Annotated in this window: 11 protein-coding genes and 1 pseudogene; 7 read left to right on the top strand and 5 right to left on the bottom strand. The window is 68.2% G+C overall.

The features are described from left to right. Positions 1-81: 81 nt before the first annotated feature. Together hpaB and H074_RS21730 are read right to left on the bottom strand one after the other, a co-directional pair. Complete coding sequence (gene hpaB / locus H074_RS21735; protein ID WP_007032214.1) at positions 82-1,536, bottom strand: 4-hydroxyphenylacetate 3-monooxygenase, oxygenase component; 1,455 nt, start codon at positions 1,534-1,536, stop codon at positions 82-84. Between the two features lie 31 nt (positions 1,537-1,567). Next, a complete protein-coding gene (locus H074_RS21730) occupies positions 1,568-2,113 on the bottom strand; it encodes a flavin reductase family protein (protein ID WP_039923108.1) in 546 nt (181 codons plus the stop codon). Positions 2,114-2,183: 70 nt separating this feature from the next. Between H074_RS21730 and H074_RS21725 the strand changes: the two genes are divergently transcribed. Further along, entirely contained in the window at positions 2,184-2,873 is a 690-nt protein-coding gene (locus H074_RS21725) for an IclR family transcriptional regulator (RefSeq protein ID WP_007032212.1), read from the top strand. 18 nt (positions 2,874-2,891) lie between these two features. Here H074_RS21725 and H074_RS21720 read toward each other — a convergent pair. Next, positions 2,892-4,234, bottom strand: a pseudogene (locus H074_RS21720) (MFS transporter). Between the two features lie 149 nt (positions 4,235-4,383). On the opposite strand from H074_RS21720, the gene H074_RS21715 reads away from it, so the two are divergent. Genes H074_RS21715 through H074_RS21690 form a run of 6 tightly spaced genes read left to right on the top strand, consistent with a single transcriptional unit; the run spans position 4,384 to position 10,734 of the window. After that, on the top strand, positions 4,384-5,877 hold the full coding sequence (locus tag H074_RS21715) for a fumarylacetoacetate hydrolase family protein (RefSeq protein WP_007032211.1): 1,494 nt from the start codon (positions 4,384-4,386) through the stop codon (positions 5,875-5,877). Next, positions 5,859-6,530, top strand: a complete 672-nt coding sequence (locus tag H074_RS21710; RefSeq protein WP_039923104.1) for a GntR family transcriptional regulator — start codon at positions 5,859-5,861, stop codon at positions 6,528-6,530. The genes H074_RS21715 and H074_RS21710 overlap by 19 nt, the downstream gene beginning before the upstream one ends. A 13-nt stretch (positions 6,531-6,543) precedes the next feature. Further along, a complete protein-coding gene (gene hpaE, locus H074_RS21705; RefSeq protein WP_007032209.1) occupies positions 6,544-8,049 on the top strand; it encodes a 5-carboxymethyl-2-hydroxymuconate semialdehyde dehydrogenase in 1,506 nt (501 codons plus the stop codon). A gap of 31 nt (positions 8,050-8,080) precedes the next feature. Continuing rightward, positions 8,081-9,175, top strand: coding sequence for a 3,4-dihydroxyphenylacetate 2,3-dioxygenase (gene hpaD, locus H074_RS21700; RefSeq protein ID WP_007032208.1), 1,095 nt, complete (start codon positions 8,081-8,083; stop codon positions 9,173-9,175). A 9-nt stretch (positions 9,176-9,184) separates the two neighbouring features. Continuing rightward, complete coding sequence (gene hpaH / locus H074_RS21695) at positions 9,185-9,970, top strand: 2-oxo-hept-4-ene-1,7-dioate hydratase (protein WP_007032207.1); 786 nt, start codon at positions 9,185-9,187, stop codon at positions 9,968-9,970. Further along, positions 9,955-10,734, top strand: a complete 780-nt coding sequence (locus tag H074_RS21690) for an aldolase/citrate lyase family protein (protein WP_007032206.1) — start codon at positions 9,955-9,957, stop codon at positions 10,732-10,734. The genes hpaH and H074_RS21690 overlap by 16 nt, the downstream gene beginning before the upstream one ends. A 388-nt stretch (positions 10,735-11,122) precedes the next feature. Here the strand turns inward: H074_RS21690 and H074_RS21680 are convergent, their stop codons facing one another. Together H074_RS21680 and H074_RS21675 are read right to left on the bottom strand one after the other, a co-directional pair. Further along, positions 11,123-13,411 carry an ATP-binding protein gene (locus H074_RS21680; RefSeq protein WP_063705434.1) on the bottom strand — a complete coding sequence of 763 codons (2,289 nt, stop codon included), beginning with the start codon at positions 13,409-13,411 and terminating at the stop codon, positions 11,123-11,125. A 436-nt stretch (positions 13,412-13,847) separates the two neighbouring features. Next, on the bottom strand, positions 13,848-14,252 hold the full coding sequence (locus H074_RS21675; RefSeq protein ID WP_007032203.1) for a hypothetical protein: 405 nt from the start codon (positions 14,250-14,252) through the stop codon (positions 13,848-13,850).

The following is a 14,252-nucleotide window of genomic DNA, read 5'->3' as shown; positions in this document are numbered from 1 at the left end:
AAACCAGACTCGAACACAACCCATTAGGCCTCCTTGAGGGACCCAGAGTCCCTCAAGGAGGCCTTCACGGACAGACCAGCGCTAGTCCCGTGACAGCAGTTCCCGGACCCGTTCCTGCAGCGCCTCCCGCGGGTACGCGTTCACCTGGGCGCCCGCCATCCGCACCGGGTCGCCGAAGAAGAAGTACTCGTACAGCGACTCCCGCCCGGCGAAGCTCGAGACCGACGCGTCGAACGCCAGCTTGAACAGCCGCGCGCGGTCCTTGGCGGGCAAGGTGGCCGACTGAAGGTACGTGTCGATGTCGGGGCGGCCGTCCGCCGCGAAGTCCGCTTCACCCGGCAGGGCCATGAGGCCGGAGGCGGAGAACTTGCGGATGATCTCGGTCAGCCGCGGCGAGACCTTCGTGGGATACCAGTTCCTGGCGGCGTTGAGGACTTCCCATTTGGGCAGGAAGACCCCGTCCTCGCTCAGCTTCCCGTCGGCCTCCGCCGCGCGCAGCACGGCCTTCTCGATCTCGACGTAGGAGATCAGCTCCGACAGGTCCTGCTGGATGTGCTGGAAGCCGCCGATGCCGATCGCGGCGGCGATCTCACTGGCGAGGCCGAGGTAGAACTCCGTCTTGGCCAGCGTGCGGGTGACGACCTGGTGGGTCATGAGCGCGCCGGCGCCGGTCTCGGAGTACCAGGCGTTGCACAGCTCCGGGTGCCCCAGCAGGAAAACCCGCTCGTTCGGGACGAAGACGTCGTCGAACACCACCACCGCGTCCATTTCCTCGAACCGGGACGCCAGCGGTTCGTCGAAGTGCGAGCGGCCGTGGTCGAGTCCGGCGCGACAGAAGTACTTGAGGCCTGGCGCGTCGTTCGGGACGGCGAAAGCATAGGAATACGGGGCGTCCTCGGGGGTACCGCGCAGGACGGTCGACGGGAAGACTAGGAGTTCGTCGGCGATCGGCGCGATCGTGGCGAGCATACGGGCGCCGCGGACGACGATGCCGTCCTCCCGTTCCTCGACCACCTTCGCCGAAAGGTTGCCGCCGCCCTGCTGGCTGCCCGACACCGAGCGGTTGACCTGCGGCGGGATCAGGGTGTGCGTCGCGAGCAGATCGTTCTCGCGCGCCATCTCGTAGTACTTCTGGATGCGCTCGCCGTAGACGGGATCGGCCTGGGAGAAGAACTTCTTCGCGGTCGAGAGCGCGGTGAGCGACGAGTTCATGTAGTCGCCGGTGCGGCCGAGGAAGCCGTTGGAGTATTCGGCCCACACGGAGAAGGCGGCGCGGCGGCGCTTGAGATCCTCTTCGGTGCGTGGCACCAGGAACGAGGTTCCGACGCGCTCCCCCGTGGTCGGCGATTCATAGGTGAGGACGTCACGGTGCGCCGGATCGTGCTGGAGGTCGAACAGCTTCGCGTAGGTCAGCGCGTTGTTGCGGAACGCCGGGTGCTCGGCGACCTTCGAGGTCACCTTCTCGCCGTCGACGTACAACTCCGGCGTCATCGCGTTGAGCTTGTCGAGGTACTGCTGTCCGGTACGGGCTCCCATGTCGTGCTCCTTCTCGGAATGGACGTCGTTGTCAGAACAGGGATTCGTGGCCTTGCGCGGATTCGTGGATCGTCGAGAACTGCCCGTTGACGAAGCCGAGCGCGTCACCGGAGCGGTAGTCGAACTCCCGCACCTCGCCGAGGAACAGGGTGTGGTCGCCGCCGTCGTAGGCGGCCCACGGCGTGCAGTCCAACCAGCTGAGCACACCACCGAGCCGTGGCGCGTGGCCGCCTTCGACCCACACCGGTGCGCCCTCCGGAGTCGGACGGCCGGCGAAGTTCATCGCGAGCGCCTCCTGTTCGGCGCCGAGGACGTTGACCGCGAACGGGCGGTCCGCGAGCAGGTCGTGGCTCTTCACGGAGCGCTGGATCGAGATGAGCACGAGCGGCGGATCCATCGAGACCGCGGTGAAGGAGTTCACCGTCAAGCCGTGCCGCTTCACCGTCCCGTCGGCCGTGGTGGCATCGAAGGTCACGACGGCCACACCCGTCGCGAACCGGCCGAGACAGCCCCGGAAGAACTGCGAGGGAGGCCGATAGAGGCTCGAACCCGGCGGAAAACTGGTTTCGCGTGACATCGTGACCACCCAGTCGGTTCCTGTTCTATAATCGAACAGCCAGTTCAACTATCGAAATGGATCGTATACGATGGTTTCGGACTCCCGCAAGACCGCGAGCACGTCACAGACACTCAGCCGCGGCATCCGCGTACTCGAAGTCCTTGCCGACGCACAGGAAGCGATCAGCGTCGACCGGATCGCCGAACGGCTCGGCGTGCATCGGTCGATCGCGTATCGGCTCATCCGCACACTCGAAGAGCACGGGCTCCTTACCCGGGAATCTGCCGGGAAATACGAACTCGGCGCGCGACTGGCCGCGCTCGCGGCGGGCATCAAACACGATCTGCAGGCAGCGGCGCTGCCCGAACTGACCGCGGTCGCGAACGAACTCGGCATGACGTGTTTCGTGGCGGTGATGGACCGCGAGGAGTGCGTGACCCTGGTCAGCGTGGAACCCCGGCACGCCGTCGCGTCCGTCGCGCAGCGCCCGGGTTCCAGGCATCCGTTCACCGCGGGCGCGCCCGGCCGCGCGATCCTTTCCCAGCTGCCGTCGGAAGACCGGCCGGAGGAAGTGGCCGAAGTGGCCGCCCGCGGATACGCGGACAGCCATGGTGAGGTGATCGAGAACCTGAGCTCGGTGGCGGTGCCGCTCCCCTTGCGCGGCCACAACCCCGCGGCGCTCGCGGTCGTCTACCTGTCCAGCACGCGAACCCCCGCCGAGCTCGCGGAGCGGCTCAAGGCGGCGGCGAAGGCCGTCCGTGACGCTCTCGGCGGGTGAGCGTCACGGACGGCGGGACTATTTACCGAACCGAAGCGGGCTGATCGCCTGCTCGGCTTCGTGGTCGGGTCCGAGCGGGATTCCCGACCGGTCACGCAGCAGCAAGGTGGCGACGAGACCGATGACGGTCATCCCGGCCAAATAGACGGCCACGGACATCGACGTGCCGGTCGCGTCGACCAGCGCGGTGGCGATGGTCGGCGCGAACGCGCCACCGAGGATCGCGCCCAGCGCGTAGGAGATCGAAACGCCGGAAAACCGGATCGACGCGGGGAACAGTTCCGCGTAGAACGCCGCCTGCTGGCCGTAGGTGAACCCGAGCCCGACGCTGAGAATGATCAGGCCCAGCGCCAGCAACACGATGTTCCCGGTGTCCACCAAGGGAAAGAGCACCGCGACGCCGGCGAGTTGCGCGATCCAGCCGACCACGTACGTGCGCCGCCTGCCGATCCGGTCGGACACCGCGCCCGCCGCCCACGTCGAGATCAGCCAGGTCGCCGCCGACGCGGTCACCGCCCACAGGACTGGACCGCGGTCGAGCCCGATCGGGCCCTTCGGGTTGGTCGCGTAGTTCTGGATGTAGCCACCGGTGGTCATGTAGCCGACGGCGTTGTTGCCCGCGAACACCAGCGCGGCCACCACGACGAGCACGGCGTGCTTGCGGAACAGCTGGATGATCGGGGTCCGGGTCCGCTCACGGCGTTCGGCGATCTCCCGGAAGACCGGGCTCTCCTCGACGCGGCGCCGCACGTAGTGGCCGACCAGGATCAGTCCGACGCTGAGCAGGAAGGGAATCCGCCAGCCCCAGTCGAGGAACGCCTGGCCGGGGACGAGAAGGCTGGTCAGCGCCAGGACGCCGGAAGCGAGCAGCAAGCCGAGCGGAACGCCGATCTGCGGCGAGGCGCCGAAGAGTCCGCGGCGCTGGGACGGCGCGTGCTCGACGGCCATCAGGACGGCGCCGCCCCATTCGCCGCCCGCCGAAACACCCTGCAGGATCCGCAGCAGGATCAGCAGTACCGGAGCGAGGACGCCGATCTGGTCGAACGTCGGGAGCACGCCGATCAGCGTGGTCGCGGCGCCCATCAGGATCAGGGTGAGCACGAGGACCACGCGACGGCCGTACTTGTCGCCGAAGTGCCCTGCGAGAAACGCGCCGAGCGGAAGGAAACGAGGGTGCTGTTGGCACCGAGGCCGGAGAAGAAGAGCTTGCCGAAGACGAGGCCGGCGGCGGACGCGTAAACGAAGAAGTCGTACCACTCGACGGTGGTACCGACGACGGTCGCGAACGCGACCCGGCGCCGGTCGGAGGACGGTGGGGCGGTCCGGCCGGGCGTGCGCTCATCCTGCGTTGGATTCGACACCTTGACTCCTTTGACGTAGGCCTGACGCGAGTGGCGGCCCGCAGGGATTCCCGGGCGAGGCGAAGGCCACTCGGTGACCGCCTTGCCACTGTGGCACGGAATCATATACGTTATTAGATACGAAGCAAGGGTCGAGGATGCAGGGGAACATGGGCACTTACGAGGCAACGTCGCCGTCTGGCCGCGGGTCCGGTCCGCTGGGCACCCGGCCGGGCAAGATCATCGCCGTCCATCTCAGCTACGTGTCACGGGCCGAGCAGCGTGGACGGCGTCCGGCGAACCCGTCGTACTTCTTCAAGCCGTCGAGCTCGATCGGCACGTCCGGCGGCACGGTCGAACGCCCGGCGGGGACCGAGCTGCTGGCCTTCGAAGGCGAGATCGCGCTGGTCATCGGCACCACGGCCCGGTGGGTCGAACCGGACCAGGCGTGGGACCACGTCGCCGCGGTGACCGCCGCGAACGACTTCGGTCTCTACGACCTGCGCTCCGCGGACAAGGGCTCCAACGTCCGGTCCAAGGGCGGTGACGGCTACACCCCGCTCGGCCCCGGCCTCATCGACGCGCGCGGCGTCGATCCCTCGTCGCTGCGCGTCCGCACCTGGGTGAACGGCGACCTGGTACAGGAGGACACCACGGCCGGGCTGCTGTTCCCCCTGCGGCAGTTCGTCGCCGACCTCTCCCAGCACTTCACGCTCGAACCGGGCGACGTCATCCTCACCGGGACCCCGGCCGGGTCGACGGTGGTCTCCCCCGGCGACGTCGTCGTGGTCGAAGTCGACGTTCCCGGCACCTCCGTCAGCAGCGGACGGCTCCACACCACCGTTTCCCAGGGCATCCGGTCCTTTTCGGACGTCGGCAGCCTGCCCGAGGTCGACGACAAGCAGCGCGCCGAGGCTTGGGGCACTCCCGTGGAAGACCCAGTCGAGCCGGCGGAGAAGGATGCTCCCGCGCTCAGCGAAGATCTGCGCGCGAAGCTGTCGCGCGCGCCCGTCGCGGGTTTGTCCGCCCAGCTGCGCAAACGCGGGCTGAACAACGTCGCGATCGACGGTGTGCGTCCCAATCTGCCCGGCTCGAAGATCGTGGGCACGGCCCGGACTTTGCGTTTCGTGCCGAACCGTGAGGATCTGTTCAAATCCCACGGCGGCGGCTACAACGCGCAGAAACGCCTCTTCGACTCGGTCGGCCCTGGCGAGGTGATCGTCATCGAGGCTCGCGGTGACAAGGGTTCCGGAACACTCGGGGACATCCTGGCGCTGCGTGCGCGCCACCTCGGCGCGGCCGGGGTGATCACCGACGGCGGGGTCCGCGACTTCGACGCCGTCGCCGCGACCGGGCTCCCGGTGTTCTCGCAGGGCCCGCATCCGGCGGTCCTCGGCCGCAAGCACGTGCCGTGGGACACCGACGTCGCGGTCGCCTGCGGCGGAGCCACCGTGCTGCCCGGCGACATCATCGTCGGCGATGACGACGGCGTGATCGTCATCCCGCCGGCGCTGGCCGAAGAGGTCGCCGACGCGGCGCTCGTCCAGGAGGACGAGGACGCCTGGATCGCCGAGCAGGTCGGACAGGGCCGCCCGATCGAGGGGCTCTTCCCGCTGAACCCGTTGTGGCGGGAAAGGTATGAGGCATGGCAGAAGAAGCAGTGAAGACGACCAGCAAGTCCGAACTCGCCTACGGATGGCTGCGTGAGCGGATCGCCCGGCACGAGTACGGTCCCGGCTACCGGCTCGTCCTCGCCGAGATCGCCGGCGCGCTCGACATGAGCGTCGTCCCGGTGCGCGAGGCGATCCGGCGGCTGGAGGCCGAACGGCTGGTGACCTTCGAACGCAACGTCGGCGCGCGCGTGGCGATGGTGGACCAGAACGAATACGTCCACGCGATGCAGACCCTCGGCGTGGTCGAAGGTGTCGCCACCGCGTTGTCCGCGCCGGGACTGACCGAAGAGGACATCGCGAAGGCGCGCAGGGTGAACGAACGGATGATCACCCTGCTGGACCACTTCGACGCGCACGAGTTCACCGCGCTGAACCAGCAGTTCCACGCGCTGCTCTTCGAATGTTGCCCCAACCCGCAGATCCTCGACCTCGTGCACCAGGGCTGGACCCGGCTGTCCGGACTGCGCGACTCCACGTTCGCGTTCGTCCCCGACCGCGCGCACCGGTCGGTCGAGGAACACGAAGAGATCCTCCGGCTGATCTCCGAGAAGGCCGACCCGCTCGACATCGAATTCGCCGCGCGCAATCACCGCTGGGCCACCATGCAGGCCTTTCTGGACGCTCGAGAGCGCGCTAAGCGCTGACTGAGGAGGAATCTTGACCAGCACGACTCCCCGGCCGATCCCGGACGGTGTCCCGGAGCGGATCCGGCACTACATCGGCGGCGAACTCACCGATTCGGCCGACGGCGCCGTCTTCGACGTGCTCGACCCGGTGACCAACGAGGTCTACGTCCAGGCGGCCGCGGGCAAGAAGGCCGACATCGACCGCGCCGTCGCCGCCGCGCGGAAGGCGTTCACCGAGGGACCTTGGCCGAAGCTCCTGCCGCGCGAGCGGTCGCGCGTGCTGAACCGCATCGCCGATCTCGTCGAATCACGGGACAAGCGGCTGGCCGCGCTGGAGAGCTTCGACTCGGGCCTGCCGATCTCGCAGGCGCTGGGCCAGGCGCGGCGGGCCGCGGAGAACTTCCGGTTCTTCGCCGACCTGATCGTCGCGCAGGCCGACGACACCTACAAGGTGCCCGGCCGCCAGGTCAACTACGTCAATCGCAAGCCGATCGGCGTGGCCGGGCTGATCACACCGTGGAACACGCCGTTCATGCTGGAGTCGTGGAAGCTCGCGCCCGCGCTGGCGACCGGCAACACCGTCGTGCTCAAGCCCGCGGAGTTCACGCCGCTTTCCGCGTCGCTGTGGGCGGAGATCTTCGAGGAGGCCGGGCTGCCGCCGGGCGCGTTCAACCTCGTCAACGGATTCGGTGAGGACGCGGGCGACGCGCTGGTGAAGCACCCGGACGTCCCGCTGATCTCCTTCACCGGCGAGAGCGGCACCGGCAGCCTCATCTTCGGGAACGCGGCGCCGTTCCTCAAAGGACTGTCGATGGAGCTGGGCGGCAAGTCGCCCGCCATCGTCTTCGCCGACGCCGACCTGGAGACCGCGATCGACGCGACGATCTTCGGCGTGTTCTCGCTCAACGGCGAACGCTGCACCGCGGGCAGCCGGATCCTGGTCGAGCGCGCGATCTACGACGAGTTCGTCGAGCGCTACGCCGCGCAGGCCAAACGTGTCGTGGTGGGCGACCCGAGCGACCCCGCGACCGAGGTCGGCGCGCTGGTGCACCCCGAGCACTACGACAAGGTCATGAAGTACATCGAGATCGGGAAGACCGAGGGCAGGCTGGTCGCCGGCGGCGGCCGCCCGGACGGCTTCCCCACCGGGAACTACGTCGCGCCGACGGTGTTCGCCGACGTCAAACCGGACGCGCGGATCTTCCAAGAGGAGATCTTCGGCCCGGTCGTCGCGATCACGCCGTTCGACAGCGAGGAAGAGGCACTCGAACTCGCGAACAACACGAAGTACGGGCTCGCGGCCTACGTCTGGACCAACGACCTCAAGCGGGCGCACAACTTCGCGCAGTCCGTCGAGGCGGGCATGGTGTGGCTCAACTCGAACAACGTCCGCGATCTGCGCACCCCCTTCGGCGGGGTCAAGGCGTCCGGGCTGGGACACGAGGGCGGCTACCGCTCGATCGACTTCTACACCGACCAGCAGGCGGTGCACATCAATCTCGGCGAGGTGCACAACCCCGCCTTCGGCAAGGGCTGACCCCCGTTCCCCCTCCACGAAGGATGACGCAATGAAGCCGATCCCCACCCCGAAATCACCGCCGCCGGACGTCCTGCGCTGCGCGTACATGGAACTCGTCGTCACCGATCTGGCGCGTTCGCGCGCGTTCTACGCCGACGTCCTCGGCCTGACGGTGACCGACGAGGACGAGACCACGGTCAGCCTCCGCACGATCGACGAGTTCATCCACCACAACCTCGTGCTGCGCCAGGGACCGGTCGCCGCGGTCGCGGCGTTCTCCTACCGTGTCCGGTCGCCGGAGGACCTGGACAAGGCCGTCGCGTTCTACACGGAACTGGGCTGCCGGGTCGAACGCCGCGAGGACGGCTACACCAAGGGCATCGGGGATTCGGTGCGCGTGCAGGACCCGCTCGGCTTCCCGATCGAGTTCTTCCACGATGTCCAGCACGTCGAGCGCCTCGGCTGGCGTTACGACCTGCACCTGCCGGGCGCGCTGGTGCGCCTCGACCACTTCAACCAGGTGACCCCGGACGTCCCGCTCGCGGTCAAGCACATGGAAGACCTCGACTTCCGTGTCACCGAGGACATCCAGGACGACCAGGGCATCACATACGCGGCGTGGATGCGCCGCAAGCCGACCGTGCACGACACCGCCATGACCGGCGGCGACGGACCGCGTATGCATCACGTCGCCTTCGCCACGCACGAGAAGCACAACATCCTGTCCATTTGCGACAAGCTCGGCGCGCTGCGGATGTCGGACCACATCGAACGCGGCCCCGGCAGGCACGGCGTCTCGAACGCGTTCTACCTGTACCTGCGCGACCCCGACGGGCACCGCGTCGAGATCTACACGCAGGACTACTACACCGGCGACCCGGACAACCCGGTCGTCACCTGGGACGTGCACGACAACCAGCGCCGCGACTGGTGGGGCACGCCCGTGGTCCCGTCGTGGTACACCGACGCCTCCCTGGTGCTCGACCTCGACGGCAAGCCCCAGCCTGTGGTCGCACGGACCGACGACAGCGAACTGGAGGTCACCATCGGCGCCGACGGCTTCTCCTACACCCGCAAGGGTGAGGACGAAGGCGAACTGCCGGCCTGGAAACAGGGCGAGTACAAACTCGGCAACCAGCTCTGAGGCGGGGACATGCTCGAACAGGAAACGATCACCGCGATCGCCGACGAACTGGCGGCCGCGGAGGAGGCCCGGAAGACGATCCCGCTGCTGACGGCGCGCTATCCGGACATGACCGTCGAGGACTCGTACGCCGTGCAGAACGAATGGCGGCGGCGGGGTATCGCGGCGGGACGCCGTCCGGTCGGCCGGAAGATCGGGCTCACCTCGAAGGTCATGCAGGCCGCCACCGGGATCACCGAACCCGACTACGGCGCCATCTTCGCGGACATGGTGTTCGAGAACGGTGCCGTGATCGAGCACAGCCGGTTCTCGAACGTGCGCATCGAGGTCGAGCTGGCTTTCGTGCTTCGTGATTCCCTCGCCGGGCCGGACACCACGGTGTTCGACGTGCTGCGTGCGACCGAGTACGTCGTACCCGCGCTGGAGATCCTGTCCTCTCGGATCGAGATGGCGGGGCGGACCATCGTGGACACGATCAGCGACAACGCGGCCATGGGTGGCATGGTCTACGGCGGCAACCCGGTCGCCGTGGACGCCGTAGACCTGCGATGGGTTTCGGCGCTGTTGTACCGCAACGAGACCATCGAGGAGTCCGGCGTCGCCGCCGCGGTGCTGAATCATCCCGCGAACGGTGTCGCCTGGCTGGCGAACAAACTCGCGCAGCACGGCGACACGCTCGACCCGGGCGACATCGTGCTGGCCGGGTCGTTCACGCGGCCGATGTGGGTGCACCCCGGCGACACCGTGACCGCCGATTACCGGGATCTGGGGGCGATCACATGCCGCTTCGTCTAGACCCGGCCTTCCGGGAGCGGCTGGCCGAGGCCGCGCGGCCGCTGATCGGCATGTGGGTCACGTCGGGCAGCCCGGTCGTCGCGGAGATCTGCGCGGGCTCCGGGCTCGACTGGCTGCTCGTCGACACCGAGCACTCCCCCGCCGGTCTCGAGACGGTGCAGTCGTTGCTGCAGACGATCGCCGCGTATCCGATCACCCCGGTGGTGCGCGCTCCCTCCGGCGACGCGGTCGCTCTCAAGCAACTGCTCGACCTGGGCGCGCAGAACCTGCTGGTGCCCATGGTCGACAGCGCGGCCGAAGCGGAAGCCGTCGTACGGGCCGTCCGCTATCCGCCGCGAGGCGTACGCGGCGTCGGCAGCGCCCTCTCCCGGTCGGCGCGCTGGAACCGGGTCGAGGACTACCTCGCGAAGGCCGGGGAATTCACATCGCTGTTCGTCCAGATCGAGTCGACGGCGGGGGTCGCCGCCGCCGCCGAGATCGCCGCTGTCGACGGCGTCGACGGGGTGTTCGTCGGACCGTCCGATCTTGCCGCCTCGATGGGCCTGCTCGGAAAACAGACGCACACCGATGTCACGGCGGCCGTCCTGAGCACTTTCGAGGCCGTCCGCGCACAAGGGAAACCGGTCGGCGTCAACGCCTTCGACCCCGCGCAGGCCCAGCGCTATCTCGATGCCGGCGCTTCGTTCATCCTGGTCGGGGCCGACGTCACCCTGCTCGCCCAAGGTTCGGAGGCGCTCGCACGGCGGCATCCGCCGGACTCATGACCGGGCGGTCGGTCCAGGTGGTCGTGAGTGATTAGGGTCGTTCTAACGACCCTAATCACTCACGACCACCGTGAAGCCAGCACTTCCGCGCCCGTGGATTCAAGCCGGATTCATCGACCGCGCCTCACGATCGGCGACCGAATCCACCGGCAATCGTCCTGCCGCGACAGCACCGGCCGCGGCGACAACACCGAAGACCAACGCAGGGCTCGATTCGAGACCCGCCAGAACCGCGCCCGTCACCGCCACCGCACCCACCTGTCGCACGGTATTGAACAAACCCGCGGCGCTCGGATCCACCGGCGTCGCGAATTCGACCGCCGCCCGATTTCCGGAAGCGGACCCGGCCCGCCCGTACTGTGCTGGGCCTGCACTCGGGACGAGGAGGTCAGCGGTGGTTTCGGTGGTCAGCCGATCCCGCGGCACGAGCGGCGGCACCGTGCTCGGCGGCCCAGGTGGCGATGCGGGTGCGGTTGGGGAGGCCGAGTTTGTTGAGAATGCGTTCGACGTGGCCTTCGGCGGTGCGTTTCGCGATGACCAATCGGGTGGCGATCTGCTGGTTGGTCAGTCCTTCGGCCACGAGTTCGGCGACCTCCCGTTCACGCCGGGTCAACAGCTCCCGGCCGTCGAACGACGGGGCGGGCTCCGGCGGCGGCGGTTGTTCGTCGAGGGCGTAGGCGATGGCGTCGTCGAATTCGAAAGCCGCGCCGACGTCGAACGCCGCCTGGTAGGCGGCGTCACCGAGACCGCGGCGGACGATCTCTTCGCAGTGCTCACTGGCGGCGAGCAGGGCCGAGGAGCCGAGCTGGGGCAGGCCGAAGGTATGCCAGAGCCGGTGCGCGATGCCGAGCAGACAGGCGGCCCTGTCCGCCTGTCCCAATGCCGCGGTCGCCTGTGCGAGCACGTCCAGGGTGACCGCGATCCCGGCCTGGTCGGTCAGCAGGCGTTTGAACCGCAGTGCGTCGCGGGCGAAGTCCACCGCTGTGCCGGGGTCACCCCGGCCCATCTCCGCCAGGGCACGGACATAGCTGAGATACGAGCGCATCCAGCGTTCGCCGTACCGATCGCAGGCTGCCCGGCCTTCCTCGGTCACGGCGACCGCGCGGTCGTATCTCCCGGCCACGGCAAGGGAGATGGACTGCACAGACAACGCGGCGAACAGCCCGCTCCCGGGGTCACCACCGCACCGGTGCAGGTTCGCGGCACGCTCGGCCAGTTCCGCTCCCCGAATCGGGTCACCGCGGAGCATCGCGGCCAGTCCTGCGACGTAAACGGTCCACCCGGTGATCGCGGTGTCGCCGTGCTGTTCGACGTAGGCCATGCCGGGAGCGAGACTGGCGTCCGCCGCATCCAGGTCGCCCTGGGCCAGGAGCAGCCAAGCACGGGCCCACACCGCGACGGCCCACGTGGGGCTCGGTACCGGGTTCAGTGCCAGCGCGCGGTCCAAGTGATGCCGCCCCTCGCGCACGTACCCGCAACCGAACCAGTAGCACCTCAGCGCGGTGGCCAGTTCCAGCCCCAGCAGGTGTTCCCGGCGATCGCCGAGGCAGAAATCCATCGCGGCCCGGACATTGGTGTGTTCACGGTTCAGCCGCTCGTACCAGTCGAGCTGGTCCGGGCCGCACCAGTGCGCTTCGAACTTCTTCGCCAGGCACAGGTAATGATCACGGTGGCGCCGCAGCAGCACCTCCTCATCGCCTGCCTGCCGCAACCGGTCGCGGCCGTAGTCCCGGAGCGTGTCCAGCTGCCGGTAGCGCATCCCGGAGCGGTGCTCCTCGCACTGCAGGACCGACTTGTCCACCAACTCCGCCACCAGCTCCACCATGTCCTCGGCGCGAAGCCGGTCATCGGCGCAGACTTCGCGGACGGCGGTCAGATCGAAGGATCCGGCGAATACGGACATCCGTGCCCACAGCAACCGCTCCGCCGGAGTACACAACTTGTGGCTCCAGTCGATGGCGGTCTCCAACGTCGCGTGTCGCACCGGCCCACCCCGGCAGCCACCGACCAGCAGGTCGAACCGGTCATCAAGGCGGTCCAGCACGTCTCGCACCGAATGGGCCCGAATTTGCGCCGCCGCCAGCTCGATCGCCAGCGGAATCCCGTCGAGACGCAGGCAAAGCCGCACGACAGTCTCGGTGTCGTGCTCGATCAAGCCGAAATTCGCGCGTACGGCGCGAGCGCGCTCGACGAACAGCTTCGCTCCGTCGGACAACGCGCCGTGTTCCTGGGGCCGGACCGTCAACGGCGGCACGGGATACAGGCACTCTCCGGTGACCCTCAGTGACTGCCGGCTGGTGGCCAGCACACACAGGCCCGGCGCGGCTCGCAGCAGCCGGTGGACCAGCACCGCACAGGGATCCACCAGATGCTCACAGGTATCCAGCACCAGCAACAGCGACCGTGTCGCCAGGAACTCGGCCAGCACGTCGGTCAAGGGGCGCGGCGTCACATCCTGCACGCCCAGCACCTCCGCCACCACCTGGGCGAGCAGACCGGCATCCCGCAACGCCGCGAGCTCCACCCACCACACCCCGTCGGCGAAGCCTTTCCGCAATTCCGCCGCGACACGCAGGGCCAGCCGGGACTTCCCCACTCCACCGGGCCCGGTCACCGTCACCAGCCGCGAATCCGCCACCAAGCGCTTGAGCTCGACCCGCTCGCGGCGCCGACCCACGAAACTCGACACCTCGGCCGGTAACACACCCGCTCGCCTGGTCACGATCCCTCACATCCGGGCATCGGCTCCGGACGGACAAGGACGCCCTGGGACACGGTACTCGTACGACCACCCCCAGCGAACCGGCTCACCTGTCCGGAGCAACCGGTCCCGGATCGTGGCGCGACGGTTCCGATTCGACCACGGCGCGTCCACCTTCGTCCTCAATGGACACTCGATCACCCGCCGGTGCTCGCCGAGTACGGCGTCACGGCGGGAGCCGCCGGGTCGAGCGTGGCAGCGAACCCGACCTCCGCGTCGCGTCCGCCGTCGCAGGCTGCCCGGCACTCCGCGGACGCAAGCCCTCAAGGCGGCGATCGACAAGCTCACCGGCGACGAACGCGAGCGCGCTCGCCGCCGGCCGGTAGGGCTCCGTCAGCTCATGACCGGATGATCAGTAGTCGTCGCGACCCGTGAATTGTTGTTCGAGCAGTTCCGCCGAACCGGCGACGAGTTCGAGCGGGTCGGTGAACTCGTTGATGTCGAGGTTCACCAACGGCAGGGAATGGCGCAGTACCAGGTGCTCTCCCATGATCACCAGTCCCCCGACGACGATCGTGTTGCCGATTTCGGTCAGCACGGTCGCCAGGTCGACCTCGTCGATCCGCGCGAACGGCGTCGCGATCTGTACCCAGTCCTCGCGGCGGTCGAAGATCTCCCGCGCGATGACCACGGTCTGGGCCCGCTCTTCGTAGTCGTCGTCGCCGTAGGACAACCGGATGCGAATTTCGTCCGGTTCGTCCTTCACCACTCGATATTCGTGCCGTACGAACGCGACCAGATCGGCCCATTCCGCCAT

It is taken from the genome of Amycolatopsis decaplanina DSM 44594 (genome assembly GCF_000342005.1).
Classification (GTDB): domain Bacteria; phylum Actinomycetota; class Actinomycetes; order Mycobacteriales; family Pseudonocardiaceae; genus Amycolatopsis; species Amycolatopsis decaplanina.
This window is presented reverse-complemented; position numbering and strand designations above follow the sequence as displayed.

Coding starts and splice junctions, on each gene's coding strand:
- hpaB (WP_007032214.1), bottom strand. CDS start 1,536: ATGGGAGCCCGTACCGGACAGCAGTACCTCGACAAGCTCAACGCGATG.
- H074_RS21730 (WP_039923108.1), bottom strand. CDS start 2,113: ATGTCACGCGAAACCAGTTTTCCGCCGGGTTCGAGCCTCTATCGGCCT.
- H074_RS21725 (WP_007032212.1), top strand. CDS start 2,184: ATGGTTTCGGACTCCCGCAAGACCGCGAGCACGTCACAGACACTCAGC.
- H074_RS21715 (WP_007032211.1), top strand. CDS start 4,384: ATGGGCACTTACGAGGCAACGTCGCCGTCTGGCCGCGGGTCCGGTCCG.
- H074_RS21710 (WP_039923104.1), top strand. CDS start 5,859: ATGGCAGAAGAAGCAGTGAAGACGACCAGCAAGTCCGAACTCGCCTAC.
- hpaD (WP_007032208.1), top strand. CDS start 8,081: ATGAAGCCGATCCCCACCCCGAAATCACCGCCGCCGGACGTCCTGCGC.
- hpaH (WP_007032207.1), top strand. CDS start 9,185: ATGCTCGAACAGGAAACGATCACCGCGATCGCCGACGAACTGGCGGCC.
- H074_RS21690 (WP_007032206.1), top strand. CDS start 9,955: ATGCCGCTTCGTCTAGACCCGGCCTTCCGGGAGCGGCTGGCCGAGGCC.
- H074_RS21675 (WP_007032203.1), bottom strand. CDS start 14,252: ATGGCGGAATGGGCCGATCTGGTCGCGTTCGTACGGCACGAATATCGA.